Genomic DNA, 18,946 nt, shown 5'->3' with positions numbered 1-18,946 from the left:
TTAATTGACAATAATAACTATTTCATGGTTAAATTAAAGCTAAATGGAGAGGTAGAATATGAAACTGAGAGAAGTAAAAGATATTCTTGAGGCAGAAGTTCTTGTGGGGGAAAACGAATTAGATCGGGAGATAAAGATTGCTGGTGCAGCAGATCTAATGAGTGATGCTCTTGCATTATTAGGGGAGGGTGGAGCTCTTCTTCTTACTGGTCTTGTTACGCCTCAGGTTATTAGGACAGCAGAAATGCTCGATCTGTCTGCAATTGTATTTGTAAGGGGAAAAATGCCACCTCAAGAAACTATAGAGCTTGCAAGAAAATTAAATATTCCTCTTCTTAGAACAAAGTATCCCATGTATGAGGCTTGTGGGAAGTTATATAATGCAGGATTAAAGGGAAGGAAGGTTGAAGGGGTTCTTTGAGAATTCCAAAAGAATTTTTTGAGTCAATTAAGGTAAAAGAAATAATGAATACTGATATTGTTAAAGTTACATCTTACCATGATATGAGATCAATTCAAGAGATTATGAGGATTAAAAGAATTGATGGTCTACCTGTAGTGAATGATATTGGGAAGATGATAGGTTTAGTTACTGTAGAGAATGTTATTTCTGCATTAGTAAATGGAGATTTAAATGCACCATGTTCAAAATATATGGTAAAGGATCCGAAATATTTAAAACCTGATGATAATTTATATACTGCATTATGTCTTTTTAGACAATATAGATTTGGAAGGTTTCCTGTGATAAATGATAATGGAGAACCAATAGGAATATTAAGTACAAGGGATATTGTTATTAAACTGTTGGATGTAGAAGAAAAAGAAATTAAGATTGAGAAAAAATCAGAAATAGAGCCATTAGTTTTGGAATATCCAGTCTTGGGAGGAGACTTCTCATCTGCCGGTATGGCTTCTTCCGCTGTTAAAAAAGCATTACAGCAGTTAGGGGTTGATCCTGCAATAATTAGGAGAGTTGCAATTATTACTTATGAAGCAGAAATGAACATAGTTATTCATGCTTATAGAGGTGTGTTAAGGGTCTTTCTTTCTCCTGAAGTTATTGAGATAATAGCGGAAGATGAGGGGCCTGGAATTCCTGATATTGAGCTTGCCATGCAACCTGGATACTCTACAGCTCCAGATAATATTAGAGAAATGGGATTTGGGGCTGGAATGGGACTTCCAAATATTAAAAATTGTTCTGATGATTTGAAAATAGAGTCCCAGGTAGGAAAGGGGACTAAATTAATTTCACGAGTGTATATAAGAAAAAATGAATGAAAAGTTATTTCATTCAGTAGCTATAAATCTGCAAAGATGTAGGGGATGCATCCATTGTATAAGGCATTGTCCTACAGAGGCAATGAGGGTAAGAAATGGGAAAGCTTTAATTCTTTCCCATCGTTGTATAGATTGTGGAGAATGCATTAGGGTGTGTCCTTATCATGCTCCTTTTGCTTTTACTCAGACTTTAGAAAGTATTGCCTCTTTGGAAAATATAATAGTAATTTTTCCTCCAGAGTTTTATGCACAATTCCCCACAAGTTACACCTTAGGTCAGATAAAGAAAGGAGTCCAAAGGACTTTCTCCGCGAAGGAGGTTTGGGATACTACTATAGCTATATATTTTTTACAGCAGGCTTTAGAGCAATACATATCTACAACTTCTAATCTCCCATTAATATCTACTTATTGTCCTGCTGTTGTAGAGCTAATTCAGGTTAAGTTTCCAACTCTTATTCCTCATTTGTCCCCCTTTAGACCGCCCTTTGAGATAATGGGAGAAATAGTAAAAAAGCTTTGGAAAAAGAGTCATCCTGAAGAAAGTATAAATTTGGTTTATTTAGCTCCTTGTCCTGCTCAAGTGACCAATATAAAAGAACCTTTGGATGGAAGAGAATCTGTTTTTAGTTCTGTATTAGGCATAGATAATGTTTTTATCAATATAAAAAGAAATATAACAGATGAAAAAGAGGAATCCTATGTTTATTCTCCAGGATTACTTTGGGGTGGATTAGGCGGTGAAAGTTCGTTTTTGCCTGAGGAATCCGCAATATCTGTGGGGGGAATGGATGAGGTAGTAAAAGTATTGGAGGACTTAGAAAGAAATAAATTTCAAGATATAAAATTTCTTGAGTTGCGAGCGTGTAGGGAAGGTTGTATAGGTGGGGTATTGAATCCAGAGGATAAATATGTGGCTAAAAAAAGATTGATGTACCATATAAAAACTACTAAAGAGGATAAAGAGTTATTAAAGAAACTGGATAATTTAATAAGTATCTCAGATATGTTACTGAATAAGGCAATTTTACCGAGACCTATATGGAAATTGGATGAGGATATGGGAAAGGCACTAAAAAAGATGGAGGAAATGCGAGAGATTTTAAAAATCCTACCTGGTCTTGACTGTGGTTCTTGTGGTTCTCCTACATGTTCCGCCTTGGCGGAGGATATTGTAAGAGGTAATGCTCAAATATATGATTGTATTTTTGTATTAAAGGAAAAATTGAGAGAGATGGCAAAAGAGATGGAGGAAATATCTCGAAGATCAGTCTCTATAATTCCAAAAAGAAAGGAAGAGAGAGATGAAGAGTAGAGAGATTGCTAATATTTTATCATTAAAAGTTATTGTTGAACCAAAGGGAGATGAGGATATTAAGTATGGTATTTGTTGTGATCTTCTTTCTTTTGTTATGGCTCATGCCGTAGAAGAATCGGTATGGGTGACTGTTCAGACTCATCTAAATACTGTGGCTGTTGCAGTTTTAACAGGAATAAAAAGTATTATTTTTGTTTCTGGGCAAGAGCCTGGAGAGGAAACAATTAATAAAGCTAAAGAGGAGGGCATAAATTTATATTCATCCCCAAAATCTGCTTTTGAAATAGTTGGAGAATTATACAAGTTAGGAGTGAAAGGGGAGGAAAGAAAAATATAATAAAAATATGAAGGCAAGAGAAATTGTAGCCCTTATTAATGGGGAAGTTTTGGCTGGTGAGCATCTATTAGACGAGATAGATATAAAAAGAGGCTTTTCTGCAGATTTAATGAGTGACGTATTATCTCTTGTAGAGTGTAAGAATAAGGATGTAGTTCTTATCACAGGAATAACTAATCCTCAAATCATTAGAACTGCGGAAATGCTGGATATTCCCATGGTTATTGTAGCAAGAGGAAAGATTGTTCCAGAAGAAACTATTAATCTGGCAAAGGAGAAAAATATCGTATTAGTTAGAACAAAACACATTGTTTTTGTTGTAAGTGGAATTCTATATAAAAATGGTATAGAAGGGGCAGTTAGAATAAAGGGAGAAGGGACAAACTCTTGAGATGGTATGGTATTGATTTACATGTTCATACAGTACTTTCTCCTTGTGGAGATTTTGAAATGTCTTCAAAAAATATAGTAAAAAGGGCAAAAATGTTAGGAGTTGAGATATTAGCCATAACAGATCACCATATGGTAGAGAATTATCCTGCTGTTAAATATTGGGGAGATAAGATGGATGTTATTGTAATACCTGGCATGGAGATTCAAAGCAGGGAAGAAGTACATGTTGTGGGATTATTTGAAAATTATGAGACTGCCTTAGAATTTCAGAAAGTTATATGGAGATATTTGCCAATTATGAAAAATAACGAGGACTTGTTTGGCTTACAAGTAGTTATTAATGAAAAAGATGAGGTTGAAAGAATTGAGGAAAGATTATTACTTACATCTACATCTCTATCTTTAAAAGAAGTAACTGAATTAATTAAAAAGTATGAGGGGTTAGCTGTTCTTGCTCATATTGATAAGCCCATGTATAGTGTAATTTCTAACCTGGGATTTATACCAGATGATTTAAATTTTGATGTTTTGGAATTGTCAAAAAATTGTGATCTTAATAAGTTTTCAAACATGTATAATATAAAAAATAAACCTGTAATCATTTCTTCGGATGCTCATTATTTAGAGGATATGATAAAACCTAAAACTTTTTTAGGTATGGAAGATTTCTCTTGGAAAGATTTTGTAAAAGCATTAAAATGTAAAAATATAAAGTATCAATTGGAGGTGTAAGATGAAAGCACAATTAAAATTTTCAGAATATGCTCAGAACGAGGTAGAGAAGATATTAGATAAGTATGCTGGGTCATCTGGAACTTTAATTATGATTTTACATGCTATTCAAGAAAAATTTGGATATTTGCCCAAAGAGGCGTTAGAAATGGTATCAAATAGAATGAGGATTCCATTGAGCGAGATTTACGGTGTTGTTACCTTTTACTCCTTCTTTAGATTAGAACCTCAAGGTAAACATGTAATAAGGCTTTGTATGGGAACTGCATGTTATGTGAAAGGTGCTGCAGATTTACTAACTGCTTTAGAACAGATGGGATTAAAAGAGGGTAAAGTTACTGAAGATGGATATTATTCTTTGGACTTAGTTAGATGTATTGGGGCATGTAGTATGGCACCTGCTTTGATGATTGATGATGAGGTTTATGGAAGATTAACTCCCAATAAGGTAAAGAAATTGTTAGAGGATTTTAGAAAAGAGAATCCATGAAAGAATTATCTTTGCATCTTTTAGATCTTATAGAAAATTCTATTGAGGCGGGGGCAAAAAATATATTTATAGAAATAAATAAAAATAAAGAAAAAACTGTGCTAAGAATAGTAGATGATGGAAAAGGAATACCTGAGGACGTATTAAGGGATATAACTAATCCCTTTACTACAACAAGGAGAACAAGAAAGGTTGGCTTAGGAATTTCTCTATTTAATGAGGTAATTACAAATTGTGGTGGAAAACTCAATATAAAGTCGAAAGTAGGAGAGGGAACTGAGTTAATCTCTGAGTTTCCTTCTAATCATATAGATCTACCCCCATGGGGAAATTTGGCTGATACAATTTATGCTTTAATTGTTACCCATCCTGAGATTAATTTTAATTTTAAAATTAAAACAGAAAAAGGGTCTTTTGAGATATCTACTGAGGATATTAAGAGTAAGTTAGGGGGAGATAATTCATTTTTTGATCCTGAAGTTATTAGATTTATAAAATCATATCTAAATCAAAATTTAGGAGGTATAGGGATATGAAAAAGTTAACTTTAGAAGAATTGAAGAAGATTAAAGAGAAAGCCCAAAGCGATCTTCAAGCTCGCTCTCCTGAGGGAAAGGATAAAATAGTAGTTCACATGGGTACTTGTGGGATAGCAGCAGGTGCGCGCGAGACTCTTTTAGCTATTTTAGATGAGATTGAAAAGAGAAATTTGCAAAATGTTGTAGTAACTCAGGCTGGATGTATTGGTCTCTGTGAATATGAACCTTTAATATCTGTTCAAAAAGTTGGAGGTCCAAAAGTTTTATATAAGCATGTAACTCCTGAGAAGGCAAGAAAAATTATTGCTCAACATGTAATTAATGGACAGATCGTTACAGAGGATGTTTTATCAACAGAGTAAAAGAGGTGTAGAAAATTACATAGATAAAAGGAGGTTATAATAGAAATGGCAGAGAGGGCGCACATTCTAATATGCGCTGGAGCAGCATGTATATCTGCAGGTGAAGAAAGCTTTAAGTCCGCTTTAGAAAGGGAGTTAAAGGAAGCTGGCATCTACGAAGAGGTAAAGATTATAGAAACAGGATGTTTTGGTACATGTGATTTGGGACCTGTTATGGTAATTTATCCAGAAGGTACCTTTTATATCCATTTAAAACCTCAAGATGCAAAAGAGATCGTGAATGAACATCTACTAAAGGGAAGAGTTGTGGAAAGATTATTAGTAAAGGAACCAGAATTGAAGAAGCCTCTTCCAACAATAAATGATCTTCCTTTCTTTAAAAACCAGGTAAGAATTGCTTTGAGAAACGTTGGTTTTATTGATCCTTTAAACATAGAAGAATATATTGCGAGAGATGGATATTCTGCTCTGGCTAAAGTATTAACAGAAATGACGCCAGAAGAAGTTATTTCCGAGGTAAAAAAATCTGGATTAAGGGGAAGAGGGGGAGCAGGTTTTCCAACAGGATTAAAGTGGGAGCTCGGAAGAAAAGCAAAAGGAGATGAAAAGTATATAATCTGTAATGCGGATGAGGGGGATCCTGGAGCCTTCATGGATAGAAGTATTTTGGAGGGAGATCCTCATTCTGTAATTGAAGGAATGCTTATTGGTGCTTATGCTATTGGGGCCAAAAAGGGATATGTATATATAAGAGCGGAATATCCTTTAGCAATAAAGAGATTGACTTCAGCCATAGAGCAAGCAAGAAATTATGGTCTCTTAGGAGAAAACATATTAGGAAGTGATTTTTCTTTTGACATCGAAATAAGAATTGGAGCAGGAGCTTTTGTATGTGGTGAGGAAACAGCCCTTATTGCTTCTGTGGAAGGTAAGAGAGGAATGCCACGTCCAAGACCTCCCTTCCCAGTAAATTCTGGACTCTGGGGAAAACCAACTGTGATTAATAATGTGGAAACATGGGCAAATATACCTGTTATAATTCTTAAAGGAGCAGACTGGTTTGCATCATTAGGAACAGAAAAAAGCAAAGGGACAAAAGTTTTTGCTCTTGCAGGAAAAATTAATATGACTGGTTTAATAGAGGTTCCAATGGGTATAACCTTAAGAGAAATAGTTTATAATGTTGGAGGAGGAATTCCTGGCGGGAAAAAGTTCAAAGCTGTTCAGATAGGAGGTCCTGCAGGTGGATGTATTCCTGCTGATTATTTAGATACGCCTGTTGACTACGAATCTATAACTTCGCTTGGTGCTATTATGGGGTCTGGTGGATTAATAGTAATGGATGAAGACAATTGTATGGTCGATGTAGCAAAATTCTTCTTAACCTTTACCCAGGATGAATCCTGTGGAAAATGTATTCCATGTAGGGTTGGAACAAAAAGAATGTTAGAGATATTAGATAGAATAACAAAAGGTGAAGGAAAGGAAGAAGACTTGTACGAACTTGAAGAGCTTGCAAAGGTTGTGAGGAATACTTCCTTGTGTGGACTTGGAAAAGGAGCGCCGAATCCTGTGTTAACTACCTTAAAATATTTTAGAGATGAATACATTGCTCATATTAGGGATAAGAAATGTCCTGCTAAGGTATGTACTGCATTAATTCATTATGAAGTTATTAGGGAACAATGTAGAAAATGTGCTATATGTTTCAAAAATTGCCCAGTAGGAGCAATTTTCAAAGATGAAGATGGTACTTATGTGATTGATCAGGAAAAATGTACAAAGTGTGGAATTTGTTTCCAAGTATGTCCTTTTAAGGCTATTAAGAAAGAATAAACCAATCATATATAAACGGTTTTATTATCTTTGGAGAGCTGCTTTTTTGCAGCTCTCTTTTTATCAAAAATTATTTTCTTGACATTAGAAAAACGATTTAATACAATATTATAAAAACGTGTGAAAAGAGGTGGTAGATTTGTTACTTGGGATTGATGTTGGAACATCTGGGTCTAAAGCTTTATTAATAGATGAAAATGGGAATGTTATTCAGTCTTGGACAGAAGAATACCCATTACATATTCCTTATCCAGGTTGGTCTGAACAAGACCCTGAGGACTGGTGGAAGGCAACTAAGAAGGCAATTCAAATGATTATAAAAAATTCAGGTATTTCACCAAAAGATATAAAGGGAATAGGATTAACAGGTCAAATGCACGGTTCCGTTTTTTTAGATGCGAATGGTAATGTGATTAGAAGAGCAATACTTTGGAATGATCAAAGAACAGCAAAGCAGTGTGATGAGATTGTTGAGAGAGTTGGTGGAATAGAAAGATTATTAGAGCTTACTTTAAATCTTGCCTTAACAGGATTTACTGCCCCAAAAATTTTATGGTTAAGAGAGAATGAACCAGAAAATTATGAAAAAGTGAGGAAAGTTTTACTTCCAAAAGATTATATTCGTTATAGACTTACAGGTGAATATGCCTCCGAAGTTTCAGATGCTTCAGGAACTCTTCTTTTTGATGTAAAAAATAGAAGATGGTCTAAAGAGATGCTCTCTTTATTGGAAATTCCTGAGGATTGGATGCCAAGGGTTTATGAATCTCCTGAAATTACTGGAAAGGTATTACAAAGTGTAGCGGAAGAGATTGGTTTGGTTCCAGGTATTCCAGTAGTGGGAGGAGGAGGGGATCAGGCTGCTCAAGCGGTAGGTACAGGTATTGTAAGAAATGGAATTGTATCTGTAACATTGGGAACTTCAGGGGTTGTCTTTGCTCACTTGGAGAGTCCACAAAGGGAAAAAGAAGGAAAACTTCATACTTTTTGTCATGCTGTCCCTGGAAAATGGCATACTATGGGAGTGATGCTTTCTGCTGGAGGATCTTTTAGATGGTTTAGAGATGCTTTTGGGGATACTGAGATTTCTCTTTCAAAATGGACTGGAAAGGATCCGTATGAATTTCTTACATTGGAGGCTGGGAAGGTTGCTCGTGGTTCTGAAGGTTTAATATTTCTTCCCTATCTTACAGGAGAAAGAACTCCTTATCCAGACCCATTAGCAAGGGGAGTCTTTGTAGGTATTTCACTACGACATACTAAACCTTATTTTGTAAGGTCTCTTCTTGAGGGAGTTTCTTTTGGATTAAGGGATTCTTTGGAGTTGATAAAGGGGCTTGGTATTGAAATAAAGGAAATAAGAGCCTCAGGAGGAGGAGCAAGAAGTCCTCTATGGAGGCAAATATTAGCAGATATTTTCGGGACTCCTATAGTTACTATAAATGTTACTGAGGGAGCGGCATATGGTGCTGCATTGCTTGCAGGTGTTGGTGTAGGAATCTTTGATAGCGTTGAATCTGCATGTGACACAACTATTAAAGTGGTAACAAGAGAAGAACCAAATGAGAAAAATTTGAAGGCTTATGAAGAACTTTACGGACTTTACAAAGAATTATATCCTATTATGAAGGATTACTTTAGAAAATTGGCATTATGGGTAGAAAAATATCATGAAGGATAAAATCGATGTGCTTTGTGTGGGAATTGCGGTAGCTGATGTATTAGGGAAACCTATCGATTTTATGCCTGAGAAAGGCAAATTAATGTTAATTGATGAAATTACTCTAAGTACTGGGGGGTGTGCTGTAAATACTGCGATAGCATTAGCTAAAATTGGAGTAAAAGTTGGTGTAATTGCAAGAGTTGGCGATGATGGTTTTGGCGAATTCATTATATCTCAGCTTAATAAATATGGAGTAATTACAGATGGCATTAAAAAAGATTTAGAAAAGAAGACTTCCGCTACAATGGTTGCAATATCCTCTGAAGGAGAGAGAAGTTTTTGGCATTACTTAGGAGCAAATTACAATCTAAGCTTAGAGGATATTTCTGAAGAAATGTTATTAAAAACAAAAATATTGCATATAGCAGGAACTAATGTAATGCCTTCTTTGGATGGTGAGCCTACAAGAAAACTTCTAAGTATAGCCAAAAATTATAACATAATCACATCTCTTGATACCGTCTGGAACTCCCAAAATACTTGGTCTGAAAATATGGAACCTGTTTTCCCCTTTTTAGATTATTTTTTACCTAATTATGAAGAGGCAAAGGCAATATCTCATAAAAATAAACCAGATGAGATAGCAAGATTTTTCTTAGAGAGGGGAGTTAAGGTGGTAGCTATAAAGATGGGAGAAAAGGGCTCTTATGTAACAAATGGAAGAGAAGAATATCTTGTTCCTGCTTTCAAAGTAGAGGTAAAAGATACTACAGGAGCAGGGGATGCTTACGTTGCAGGTTTTTTGAAGGGTGTTCTTTTAGGTTGGGATATTAAAAATTGTGCTTTATTGGGGAATGCTTTAGGAGCTTTTTGTGTTAGAGAAGTTGGAGCATCGTCTGGAATTCCTAAATGGGAGGAAGTTTTATCTTTTATAAATGATAAACTTGTTTTCAAATAAATTTTATGCTAAAATAAATTAAAATTTTAAAGGAGGTGGTGGAAAAGTAAAAGTTTCTCTTCAACAGAGTCTCCTTTCTAATTTTAAAAGGAGGTGTCTTTCATGAAAAAGTTTCTTTTAGTAATTTCTTTAATTGTAATCTTTATCCTTATGTCCGCAACTGCTCAACAACCTAAAAAACTCGTTTTTGCCTGGATACCAAAAGCACTAAACAATCCAGTATTTGAGTTGGGAAGAGATGGAGCTTTTAAGAGAGCGGAGGAATTATCAAAACAAGGACCATATAAAGTAGAGATATTATATGTGGCACCAGTAGCCTCAGATGCTACAGAACAGGCAAGAGTAGTGGAAGATGTAATAGCAAGAAAAGTGGATGGGATAGGAATTTCTTGTAATGATCCTACCGCCTTGATAGATGTTATTAATAAAGCTGTAGATGCAGGAATTCCTGTTATGACTTTTGATGCTGATTCTCCAAAGAGCAAGAGATTTACTTATCTTGGCGTTAATAACTATGAAGGAGGAAGATGGGCTGCGAAACTATTAGTTAAAGCAATGGGAACTAAAGGCGATATTGCAATGCTCACAGGTGTTCCTGGAGCACTTAACTTGGAAGAGAGAATGAGAGGATTTAGAGATGAAATTAAACAATATCCAGACATTAAGATTGTAACAACAGTAGCCTGCTATGATGATATTAATAAGGGTGTTCAAGTAGTAGAAGAGGTTATGCAGGCATATCCAAAACTTAGAGGCTGGTTCTTTGTAGGGCTTTGGCCATTATTTGCAGAGCGTGGTTCTATGCCTCTTTGGGAGAAAGCAGCAAAAGCAAAGAAGGTATTTACAGTTGCATTTGATACTCTTCCCGTGGAATTACAACTTTTGAAAGAAGGATTACTCTGCGGACTTGTTGGACAAAAGTATTGGGGCTGGGGCTACGATACCGTAGATATCTTATATCGTAAGGTGGTAAAGGGAGAGAAGTTCCCAGATTGGATAGATAGTGGAATGGACATAGTAACAAAGAAGAATGTAGATGCAATGATTAGAGCATGGCTACTTAAAGATTTCAAGACTCCTCTTCCACCAGCATTCTAAAGAGTAAAATGTTGGGGAGGGCAAATCCCTCCCCTTTAAATATGGAGGTGTTATATTGATGGAGCCACTTTTGAGAATGGAAGGAATATCAAAATCTTTCCCAGGGGTTCAAGCTCTTGATAGAGTAGATTTTGAAGTTTATAAGGGAGAGGTAATGGGGCTTGTTGGTGAAAATGGTGCAGGTAAATCTACTCTTATGAAAATTCTTAGTGGTGCTTATAAAAAAGATAGTGGAAGAATCTATTTAGAGGGGAAAAGAATTGAAATTGAAAATCCCTTTCATGCTCAAAACTTAGGGATCAGTACCATTTATCAAGAATTTAATCTCACTCCTAATCAAACGGTAGCTCAGAACATTTTTTGTAATAGAGAACCGAAGAAAAAGGGTATATTAGGAACCTTGGGTTTTGTTGATGTAGATGAGATGGAGAAAGAGGCGAAGAAACTTTTGGATACTCTTGGAGCAAACATATCTCCAAAGGAACTTGTAAGAAACTTATCTATTGCAGAAAAGCAAATGGTTGAAATTGCAAAAGCATTATCTTTTAAGGCAAAGATAATAATTATGGATGAGCCTACTTCTGCTCTTGGTCCTGAGGAGGTAGAGAGACTCTTTAAGATAATTGAGCAGTTAAAAGAGCAAGAAATTTCAGTAATTTTTATATCTCACAGATTAGAAGAGGTTTTTAAAATTGCAGATAGAATTACCATATTAAGGGATGGTAAATTAGTAGGAGTAATGAATAAAGATGAAGCAACTATGGAAAAGGTTATATTCTTAATGGTAAATAGACCTCTTCAAGATATGTTCAAAAAAGAAGAGGCAAAATTAGGAGATGTAATTTTAGAAGTTAAAAATCTTTCAAAGAAAGGAGTAGTTGAGGATATCAATTTTAAACTTCATAAAGGTGAGATTTTAGGAGTTGCCGGGTTGGTTGGTTCTGGAAGAACAGAGATGGTTAGATTAATTTTTGGTGCAGACAAAAAGGATACAGGAGAAGTTTATTTGGAGGGTAAAAAAGTTGATATAAATTCACCAGAAGATGCTGTAAAATTAGGTATTGGACTTGTGCCTGAGGATAGGCAAAACCAGGGACTTATTTTAAACCTTGCAGTTAGAGAAAATATTGGTGTTTCAGTATTAGATAACTTGAAAAGAATATTGTTTGTAGATAGAAACAGGTTAACACAAATTGCTCAGAATTTTGTCCAAATGTTAAATATAAAAACTCCAAGTTTGCTTCAGAAGGTTTTGTATTTATCAGGAGGAAACCAGCAAAAAGTAGTTTTAGCGAAGTGGCTTGCATTAAAACCAAAAGTACTTATTTTAGACGAGCCTACGAGGGGTATTGATGTGGGAGCGAAAGCGGAAGTTCATGCGATTATGAGCCAATTAGCAAAATCAGGAATTGGTATTATTATGATATCTTCAGAAATACCCGAAGTTTTAGCTATGAGTGATAGGATCTTAGTAATGAATGAGGGTAGGATAGTTGCAGAACTTAGTAGAGAAGAGGCAACTCAAGAAAAGATAATGGCATATGCTGCAAGTGGAATAAATTCTAAGGTGAGTTAAGGAGGAGGTAATTTAATGAAAAACAGAAATTTATCGGAAAGAACTTCCCAATTTTTAAAATTCCAAAGATTTCAAGAGATTGGTATTTTAGTTATTTTATTAGCTTTATCTATATTCCTTAGTATAGCTACTCCTACCTTTTTAACCTCTACAAATATTTTTAATATTTTAAGAGCATTTTCATGGATTGCTATCAGTGCCTTTGGAATAAGTATGGTTATTATTACGGGAGGAATAGACCTGTCTGTTGGTTCTGTAATGGCTCTTTCTGGATTAATTACTGCTATGATGTTAAGAGCTAACTTAGGGGATTTTCTATCTATATTGGGAGGTTTATTAGTTGGAGCCTTTGTAGGCTTTATAAATGGCTTTTTAGTTAGCAAGACCAATCTACCTCCTTTCATTGCGACATTAGGTACTATGAATATTGCAAGAGGTTTTTGCTATGGTTTAACAGGTGGATGGCCTGTAAGGGAATTACCAAGAAGTTTTATTTTTTGGGGGCAATATGATATTCCCTTCTTTGGTATTGGAATTCCCTTGCCTGTAGTGGTAATGATAATTATTGGAATATTAACTTCGCTATTTTTAAATAGGACTTCATGGGGATATAAGATATATGCAGTTGGCGGAAATGAGCAGGCTGCAAGACTTTCTGGAATAAATACTGGTAGAATTAAATTATTGGTGTATACATTGTGTGGATTTCTTACAGCCATAGGTGGTTTATTGATGACAGCAAGACTTGGTGTTGCTGCTCCCACTGCAGCCCAAGGGTATGAATTGGATGTTATTGCAGCGGCGGTAATTGGAGGAGTATCTCTTAGTGGTGGTGAAGGAACTATATTAGGAGTTTTGATTGGTGCAGCAATAATGCAAGTTTTAAGAACAGGTATGGTGCTATTAGGTTTTCCTGCCTATTGGCAACCATCAGCTATTGGAACTATAATTATCTTAGCTATCATATTCGATCAATATAGAAAAAGAAGATTAGGACTAATGAAGTAATAGAGTAAAAAACCGCCTGCTAAAAGGAAATAAAAGTTAAATATTTAGGAGGAAGATGAAAAATGGGATTAAGGGGAGATTTATTAAGTTTACCTCTTTGGGAGGTACTTCAACTTCTTTCCTCAGGAAGAAAAACAGGTAAATTTCAAGTAGAAGATAAGGATAGAAAAGCGGAAGTATTTTTTAAAGATGGTAGAATTGTTTATGCCAGATTAGGGTTACTGGAAAATATGGATGCTCTGTTGGATTTAGCTTTGTGGGGAAAAGGAAGTTTTGTGTTTATTCCAGATGAGAAAGCTCCAAGTTTGACTTTAGATTTGGATCCTTTTGAAATATTGATAGCAGCAGCAAAATATATGGATTTAATGGATTATTTAGGAGATATGATATTATTGCCCGTAAGGGTAGATGGACTTGCGATAGAAGAAGAAGCTGTTTCATCTTCTTTTGATGGTTTGAAAAAGGTGAAAGATGTAGCAGAAGAGAGCGTTTTAGGGAAAGTAAAAACCTTAGATATTGTTAGAAAGCTAATAAGAGAGGAGAAATTGCTGAGAATCAATGAGGACCCGAAGCTCTTTTGGCTTTATATTTTTTGGAGATATTGGGTGCATGCTCTTCGGGAGTATCCTAAAATTGCAGTAAATGAAAGAACAATTAGAAGAGAGTGGCAAAATTTCTTAAATAAAAGAGAGGAAAAAGTAAAAGATATTTTTGATGATTTAACGAGTAACGATAAGGTTTCTTGGCATTATTTTTACAGACATTTAAATGAATACGAGTTGGAGCCCATAGAGAAATTTTCAAGAGAAGGAATAAAAATTTTTTTTACCTTAGGAAGAACACGAATTGATATGGTAATTGATGCTGCAAAGACTTTTGAAATATCAAACTTTATAGAAGAAAATCTAAATAACTATTATCTTTTTGTTAAACCTTATGAGTCCTTTGAGGAAGAATTTTTCTCTTGGTTTTTTGATGGAGAAAAAACCTTAAAGGAGATTTTGGATAGTTCCATATTTGAGAGGGTAAGAACTCAAAATATTCTTGGTAAGCTTTTAAAAGAAAAGAAAATAGTCTCCTTTGAAGAAGACCCAAAACTACTTCTCATATTTACTTTTTGGAGATTTTGGATAGAAGTGGTTAATTATTACAAAAAATATAATGTTTATCAAAAATTAATAACATCATGGGAAGAATTTATAGAGAGCAATATTCAAGAGGTAAAATATATTTTTGAAAATATTGTAGAAAATCTAAAACCTAACTGGGTATACTTTTACAAGAATTTACCAAAATACACAGAGGAGGAAATAAAGGGATTTATAAAGAACTCTGTAGATGTAATTTTTAAAGTTGGTGAAGAGAATTTAGGGGAAGAAATCAATAATATCTGGAATAATGCCCTTAATGCATTAAGAAAATTTCCAGTTTTCCAAAACTTAGAATTACTATATGTAAGGGAGAGAAAGAAAATTTAAATTATTGCATATTCCATAATCTTTTCTTGGGTAGCTTCCTTTCTTGATAGCTCTTTAGTAATTCTTCCCTTAGATACGACAAGGATTCTATCGGATAAGGCTAAGATCTCAGGAAGTTCCGATGAGATTAGGATTATTCCTATTCCTTCTTTTGCTAATTGATCAATTAGAGAATGAATTTCCGCCTTAGCTCCAACATCTATGCCTCTCGTAGGCTCATCTAAAATGAGCACTTTTGGTTTTAATGCGAGCCACTTTGCTAAAACTACTTTTTGCTGGTTTCCTCCTGATAGATTATTTACTTTTTGAAAGATATGTGGGGTACGTATTTTTAGCTTGTTTACAAAGTTATTTACTAACTCAAATTCTTTTTTGAAATTTATTTTCCCTTTTGGAAATATGAAGGGGAGACTTGGTAAAGACAAATTTTCATGAACTGCCATGTTAAGGATAAGTCCCTGTAATTTTCTATCTTCAGGTACAAGCCCAATGCCTAATTTTACAGCATCCTTAGGCGAATTTATCTGAACTTTTTTTCCTTCTAAATAAATTTCTCCTGATGTTTTGGGATCTGCTCCAAAAAGGGCTCTTACAATCTCTGTTCTTCCGGCTCCTACTAAACCAGCAATACCTAATACTTCTCCCTTTCTCAAGTAAAAATTAATATTCTTAATAGATCTTGATGAAAGATTCTTTACTTCTAAAATAATGTTGTCTGAGATACTAAAGGAAGCTCTTGGAATGACTCTAATGTCTCTTCCCACCATCATCTTTATTACCTCATCTATCCGTGCATTTTCTGTTTTTAATTCACCTACTCTTTTTCCATCTCTTAAAACTACAATCCTATTTGCAGTTTTAAAAACTTCCTCAAGTCTATGAGTGATAAAAATTACTGAGATTCCTTCATTTTGTAATCTTCTAATAATATCAAAAAGTCTTTCTACTTCTTTTCCTGCTAATGCAGATGTAGGCTCGTCCATTATTATTAGTTCTGATTTTAGGGCTAAAGCCTTTGCAATTTCTACGATTTGTTGTTGAGCTATAGTAAGATCCTTGATTATGGTATCAGGAGATATGTCTAATCCTACTAAATTTAGTAGATCTTTTGCTTTATTGAATGCGGTTTTATAATCAAAGGTTTTTATGAGTTTACCCTTTTTAGGTTCATTTCCTAAAAAAATGTTGGTAGCTATATCCAAATTTGGAACAAGATTAAATTCTTGATGTATCATGGAAATACCTAACTCCTGAGCATGTTTTGGATTTAATGGCTCTATTTCTCTTCCCTTAAATATGATTTTTCCTGAATCTTTTTGATAGACACCAGCCAAAATCTTCATAAGAGTAGATTTGCCTGCGCCATTTTCGCCAACAAGTGCTAAAATTTCTCCTTTATAAACTTCCAAGTCTACATTTGATAGGGCTTGAACTCCTGGAAAATGTTTTGAAATATTTTCCATTTTTAAAAGTAGTTCTTGGCTCATTTATACCACCTCAAAAAAGTTTTTAAGGGAGGGCGTATGCCCTCCCTGATTTTTTTTACCATCCTTGTACTGGAATTCCTAATTCATTTAATTTCTTTCTATATTGCTCTACAGTAAGGGCTTGGACACTCTTAATACTCTTTACATATTTATCACCAGCAACAACATCAACTCCAGTATCGATTACTCTATTTGCTGGAAGCTCTTTTAATGTAGCATCTACTCCTTTTGTTGCCATTTTGAATAATGTCTCTACACTCTTATATCCCATCATATATGGTCTTTGTCCTACGGTTGCAGCTATGACCCCTTCTTTTATTAACTGCATATGCTCAGGTGTTGTATCAAAACATACAATAATAACTTGTCCTACTTTACCTGCAGATTTTACAGCCTTTGCAGCTGCAGGACCATTAAAAGCATAAACACCAAAGAACCCTCTAAGATCAGGATAAGTTAATAGAGCTTGTTCTGCTAATGTGACAGCTCTTCCTGTATCTTCAAAATCACAAAGAGCTGGCTTTGTTACAACATTTATCCTCTTATTGCTTGCAATACCATCCATAAATCCTCTCATTCTTTCCAAAGAATTCATTGCAGTTAAAGAGCCAGTCCCTATAGCAACCTTACCACCGCGAACTCCCAATAGGTCAGACATTACTTGTCCTGCAATCTTTCCTGCAGAGTAATTATCAGTACCAATATAAACCAATCTCTTACTTTGTGGAGCATCAGTATCTAAAGTAATAACAGGAATTCCTTTTGCCATAGCCTTTTCAATAGTTGGTGCAATAGCGGTAGGGTCAGATGGAGCTATAGCAATCCCATCAACTCCCATTGCAATGAAAGATTCCATTTGCGCAATTTGTGCGGGAATATCTTCCTTTTGTGGAACGAAAAATGTTGCTTTTATACCTAAATCTTTTGCAGCTTTATTAACACCTAATTCTACTTCTGACCAATAAGGATGTACCGATTTTCCAATTACTGCCACATGGATTTCCTTAGAATAGCTAACTGAAAAAGTTAAGACTAAAGAAGCTAAGAGAACAAAAAGTAAAATCTTACGCATTTTTTACTCCCCCTTTTAATAATTTTTGGGAAAAGGAAAATTTAAATATCTCACCTCCTTTATCTCTTCCTTTTTCTCCAAATATCAAGAGTTACAGCAGTAACAATTACAAAACCCATAACCACATCATGCCAATAGGATGATATTTCCAAAAGAATGAGTCCATTGTAGATAACACTCATTATAGTTGCTCCAATAATTGTCCCTAAGATTGTACCTTCTCCCCCAGAGAGAGAGGTTCCACCGATTACTGCAGCTGCAATAGCGCTAAGCTCATATCCTCCTCCAACCCCTGCCTGACCTTGACTTAATCTTGATGCAACGATTATTCCTGTCACTCCTGCTAAAAAGGAACTTACAATGTAGGTGAATATTCTTCTATTATCCACATCTATGCCAGAAAGTCTTGCAGCCTCAATATTTCCTCCTACTGCATATAATTGTCTCCCTAATACAGTGTATTTTGTAACAAAGAAGGCAATAGAGGCAAAAAAGATAAGAATTATTAAAGGAAATGGTATACCAAGAATATCCCCTTGCCCTATAAAAAAGAATTTTTCAGGTAACCCAATAATAGGCCATCCTTTTGTTATAACAGAAGCAAGACCTCTTGCTGCTGTTAAAGTACCTAAGGTAATAATAAAAGGAGGAACATTTAATTTGGTAACAAAAAATCCATGCCAGAGACCAATAAGAGAGGATATTAAAAGAACTAAAATTATTGATATGATCATGTCTATTCCATTTTTCATAAAAAGAGCAACTAATACCCCTGTAATTGCTACTAACGAACCTACTGATAGATCTATACCTCCACCAATTATCACTAATGTTTCACCAATAGCAAGTAATCCAAAAATTGCAACTTGTCTTGCTATTATTTGGAGATTAAAAGGGGTTAAAAACCTTGGATTGATTATAGTTATTATAAGGCTGAGAACGATGAGAGCTAATAGAATGTTTAACTCACGAAAATAGAATCTTTTGGTGGTTTTAACTAAACTTTCTCTAATAATTATAATCAGCTCCTTTCTTTAACAATTACGCAACCGATTCTTAGTTTAACATTGTAAAAAATTTTTGTCAACTACTTGTTTTTCTGATCTGTAATCATTTTTAATCACCCCCAATCATAAGCACAATTCTTCCTTTCTTGCTTATCTTTAACCTCAATCTTAATATCTCAATTATTCTTAAGGCAAAATTTATGAAGCTTATTATTCCTCTCTTTAATTCCTCTTTTAATAACTTTATTCTATGCTCTCCCTTCTCTATTTTTGATGTTAAGTAAATAACTAACAATGCTCCCATAAAT

At 34.7% G+C, this 18,946-nt stretch carries 20 protein-coding genes; 16 read left to right on the top strand and 4 right to left on the bottom strand.

Annotation, left to right across the window (positions count from 1 at the left end; all coding sequences use genetic code 11):
- Positions 1-58 precede the first annotated feature (58 nt).
- The 16 genes from CBR30_04355 to CBR30_04280 all read left to right on the top strand — a co-directional run bounded on the left by CBR30_04355 (position 59) and on the right by CBR30_04280 (position 15,072).
- The gene (locus CBR30_04355; GenBank protein ID PMQ01645.1) at positions 59-421 is read left to right on the top strand and encodes a hypothetical protein; all 363 of its coding nucleotides are present in this window, start codon (positions 59-61) and stop codon (positions 419-421) included.
- Positions 418-1,284 (top strand): serine/threonine protein kinase, encoded by an 867-nt coding sequence (locus CBR30_04350; protein PMQ01644.1) that lies wholly within the window; start codon positions 418-420, stop codon positions 1,282-1,284. Before CBR30_04355 ends, CBR30_04350 begins: the two co-directional genes overlap by 4 nt.
- Positions 1,277-2,599 (top strand): ferredoxin, encoded by a 1,323-nt coding sequence (locus CBR30_04345; GenBank protein ID PMQ01643.1) that lies wholly within the window; start codon positions 1,277-1,279, stop codon positions 2,597-2,599. The genes CBR30_04350 and CBR30_04345 overlap by 8 nt, the downstream gene beginning before the upstream one ends.
- Positions 2,589-2,939: a serine kinase gene (locus CBR30_04340; protein PMQ01642.1), complete on the top strand. Its 351-nt coding sequence runs from the start codon at positions 2,589-2,591 to the stop codon at positions 2,937-2,939. The genes CBR30_04345 and CBR30_04340 overlap by 11 nt, the downstream gene beginning before the upstream one ends.
- 7 nt (positions 2,940-2,946) lie before the next feature.
- Positions 2,947-3,330: a hypothetical protein gene (locus tag CBR30_04335; GenBank protein ID PMQ01641.1), complete on the top strand. Its 384-nt coding sequence runs from the start codon at positions 2,947-2,949 to the stop codon at positions 3,328-3,330.
- Entirely contained in the window at positions 3,327-4,064 is a 738-nt protein-coding gene (locus tag CBR30_04330; GenBank protein ID PMQ01640.1) for a histidinol-phosphatase, read from the top strand. Before CBR30_04335 ends, CBR30_04330 begins: the two co-directional genes overlap by 4 nt.
- A gap of 1 nt (position 4,065) precedes the next feature.
- Entirely contained in the window at positions 4,066-4,554 is a 489-nt protein-coding gene (locus CBR30_04325) for an NADH-quinone oxidoreductase subunit E (protein ID PMQ01639.1), read from the top strand.
- Positions 4,551-5,090, top strand: a complete 540-nt coding sequence (locus tag CBR30_04320; protein PMQ01638.1) for a histidine kinase — start codon at positions 4,551-4,553, stop codon at positions 5,088-5,090. The genes CBR30_04325 and CBR30_04320 overlap by 4 nt, the downstream gene beginning before the upstream one ends.
- Complete coding sequence (locus CBR30_04315) at positions 5,087-5,455, top strand: 2Fe-2S ferredoxin (protein PMQ01637.1); 369 nt, start codon at positions 5,087-5,089, stop codon at positions 5,453-5,455. The genes CBR30_04320 and CBR30_04315 overlap by 4 nt, the downstream gene beginning before the upstream one ends.
- Before the next feature lie 45 nt (positions 5,456-5,500).
- A complete protein-coding gene (locus CBR30_04310) occupies positions 5,501-7,291 on the top strand; it encodes an NADH-quinone oxidoreductase subunit F (GenBank protein ID PMQ01636.1) in 1,791 nt (596 codons plus the stop codon).
- Between the two features lie 130 nt (positions 7,292-7,421).
- The gene (gene xylB, locus CBR30_04305) at positions 7,422-8,972 is read left to right on the top strand and encodes a xylulokinase (GenBank protein ID PMQ01635.1); all 1,551 of its coding nucleotides are present in this window, start codon (positions 7,422-7,424) and stop codon (positions 8,970-8,972) included.
- Entirely contained in the window at positions 8,962-9,912 is a 951-nt protein-coding gene (locus CBR30_04300) for a carbohydrate kinase (GenBank protein ID PMQ01634.1), read from the top strand. Before xylB ends, CBR30_04300 begins: the two co-directional genes overlap by 11 nt.
- Positions 9,913-10,014: 102 nt before the next feature.
- Positions 10,015-11,010, top strand: a complete 996-nt coding sequence (locus CBR30_04295) for an ABC transporter substrate-binding protein (GenBank protein ID PMQ01633.1) — start codon at positions 10,015-10,017, stop codon at positions 11,008-11,010.
- Between the two features lie 58 nt (positions 11,011-11,068).
- Positions 11,069-12,586: a D-xylose ABC transporter ATP-binding protein gene (locus CBR30_04290; protein PMQ01632.1), complete on the top strand. Its 1,518-nt coding sequence runs from the start codon at positions 11,069-11,071 to the stop codon at positions 12,584-12,586.
- Between the two features lie 15 nt (positions 12,587-12,601).
- A complete protein-coding gene (locus tag CBR30_04285) occupies positions 12,602-13,594 on the top strand; it encodes a ribose ABC transporter permease (protein PMQ01631.1) in 993 nt (330 codons plus the stop codon).
- Positions 13,595-13,656: 62 nt separating this feature from the next.
- On the top strand, positions 13,657-15,072 hold the full coding sequence (locus CBR30_04280; GenBank protein PMQ01630.1) for a hypothetical protein: 1,416 nt from the start codon (positions 13,657-13,659) through the stop codon (positions 15,070-15,072).
- Here the strand turns inward: CBR30_04280 and CBR30_04275 are convergent.
- The 4 genes from CBR30_04275 to CBR30_04260 form a co-directional block, all read right to left on the bottom strand.
- A complete protein-coding gene (locus CBR30_04275) occupies positions 15,069-16,559 on the bottom strand; it encodes a D-xylose ABC transporter ATP-binding protein (protein PMQ01629.1) in 1,491 nt (496 codons plus the stop codon). The genes CBR30_04280 and CBR30_04275 overlap by 4 nt on opposite strands.
- 55 nt (positions 16,560-16,614) lie before the next feature.
- Positions 16,615-17,631, bottom strand: a complete 1,017-nt coding sequence (locus CBR30_04270) for a sugar ABC transporter substrate-binding protein (protein PMQ01628.1) — start codon at positions 17,629-17,631, stop codon at positions 16,615-16,617.
- A 59-nt stretch (positions 17,632-17,690) separates the two neighbouring features.
- Positions 17,691-18,644, bottom strand: coding sequence for a ribose ABC transporter permease (locus CBR30_04265; GenBank protein PMQ01627.1), 954 nt, complete (start codon positions 18,642-18,644; stop codon positions 17,691-17,693).
- Between the two features lie 103 nt (positions 18,645-18,747).
- Positions 18,748-18,946 (bottom strand): hypothetical protein (locus CBR30_04260; protein ID PMQ01626.1); only part of this gene is annotated, 199 nt, incomplete at its 5' end.

The organism is Dictyoglomus sp. NZ13-RE01 (genome assembly GCA_002878375.1).
Lineage (GTDB): Bacteria > Dictyoglomota > Dictyoglomia > Dictyoglomales > Dictyoglomaceae > NZ13-RE01.
The sequence above is the reverse complement of the archived record's forward strand: the minus strand, read 5'-3'. Positions and strand labels throughout refer to the sequence as shown.

Bases quoted from the DNA above. Each gene is read 5' to 3' on its own strand.
- CBR30_04355 (PMQ01645.1), top strand. From the start codon at position 59: ATGAAACTGAGAGAAGTAAAAGATATTCTTGAGGCAGAAGTTCTTGTG.
- CBR30_04345 (PMQ01643.1), top strand. From the start codon at position 1,277: ATGAATGAAAAGTTATTTCATTCAGTAGCTATAAATCTGCAAAGATGT.
- CBR30_04340 (PMQ01642.1), top strand. From the start codon at position 2,589: ATGAAGAGTAGAGAGATTGCTAATATTTTATCATTAAAAGTTATTGTT.
- CBR30_04335 (PMQ01641.1), top strand. From the start codon at position 2,947: ATGAAGGCAAGAGAAATTGTAGCCCTTATTAATGGGGAAGTTTTGGCT.
- CBR30_04325 (PMQ01639.1), top strand. From the start codon at position 4,066: ATGAAAGCACAATTAAAATTTTCAGAATATGCTCAGAACGAGGTAGAG.
- CBR30_04320 (PMQ01638.1), top strand. From the start codon at position 4,551: ATGAAAGAATTATCTTTGCATCTTTTAGATCTTATAGAAAATTCTATT.
- CBR30_04315 (PMQ01637.1), top strand. From the start codon at position 5,087: ATGAAAAAGTTAACTTTAGAAGAATTGAAGAAGATTAAAGAGAAAGCC.
- CBR30_04310 (PMQ01636.1), top strand. From the start codon at position 5,501: ATGGCAGAGAGGGCGCACATTCTAATATGCGCTGGAGCAGCATGTATA.
- CBR30_04300 (PMQ01634.1), top strand. From the start codon at position 8,962: ATGAAGGATAAAATCGATGTGCTTTGTGTGGGAATTGCGGTAGCTGAT.
- CBR30_04295 (PMQ01633.1), top strand. From the start codon at position 10,015: ATGAAAAAGTTTCTTTTAGTAATTTCTTTAATTGTAATCTTTATCCTT.
- CBR30_04290 (PMQ01632.1), top strand. From the start codon at position 11,069: ATGGAGCCACTTTTGAGAATGGAAGGAATATCAAAATCTTTCCCAGGG.
- CBR30_04285 (PMQ01631.1), top strand. From the start codon at position 12,602: ATGAAAAACAGAAATTTATCGGAAAGAACTTCCCAATTTTTAAAATTC.
- CBR30_04280 (PMQ01630.1), top strand. From the start codon at position 13,657: ATGGGATTAAGGGGAGATTTATTAAGTTTACCTCTTTGGGAGGTACTT.
- CBR30_04275 (PMQ01629.1), bottom strand. From the start codon at position 16,559: ATGAGCCAAGAACTACTTTTAAAAATGGAAAATATTTCAAAACATTTT.
- CBR30_04270 (PMQ01628.1), bottom strand. From the start codon at position 17,631: ATGCGTAAGATTTTACTTTTTGTTCTCTTAGCTTCTTTAGTCTTAACT.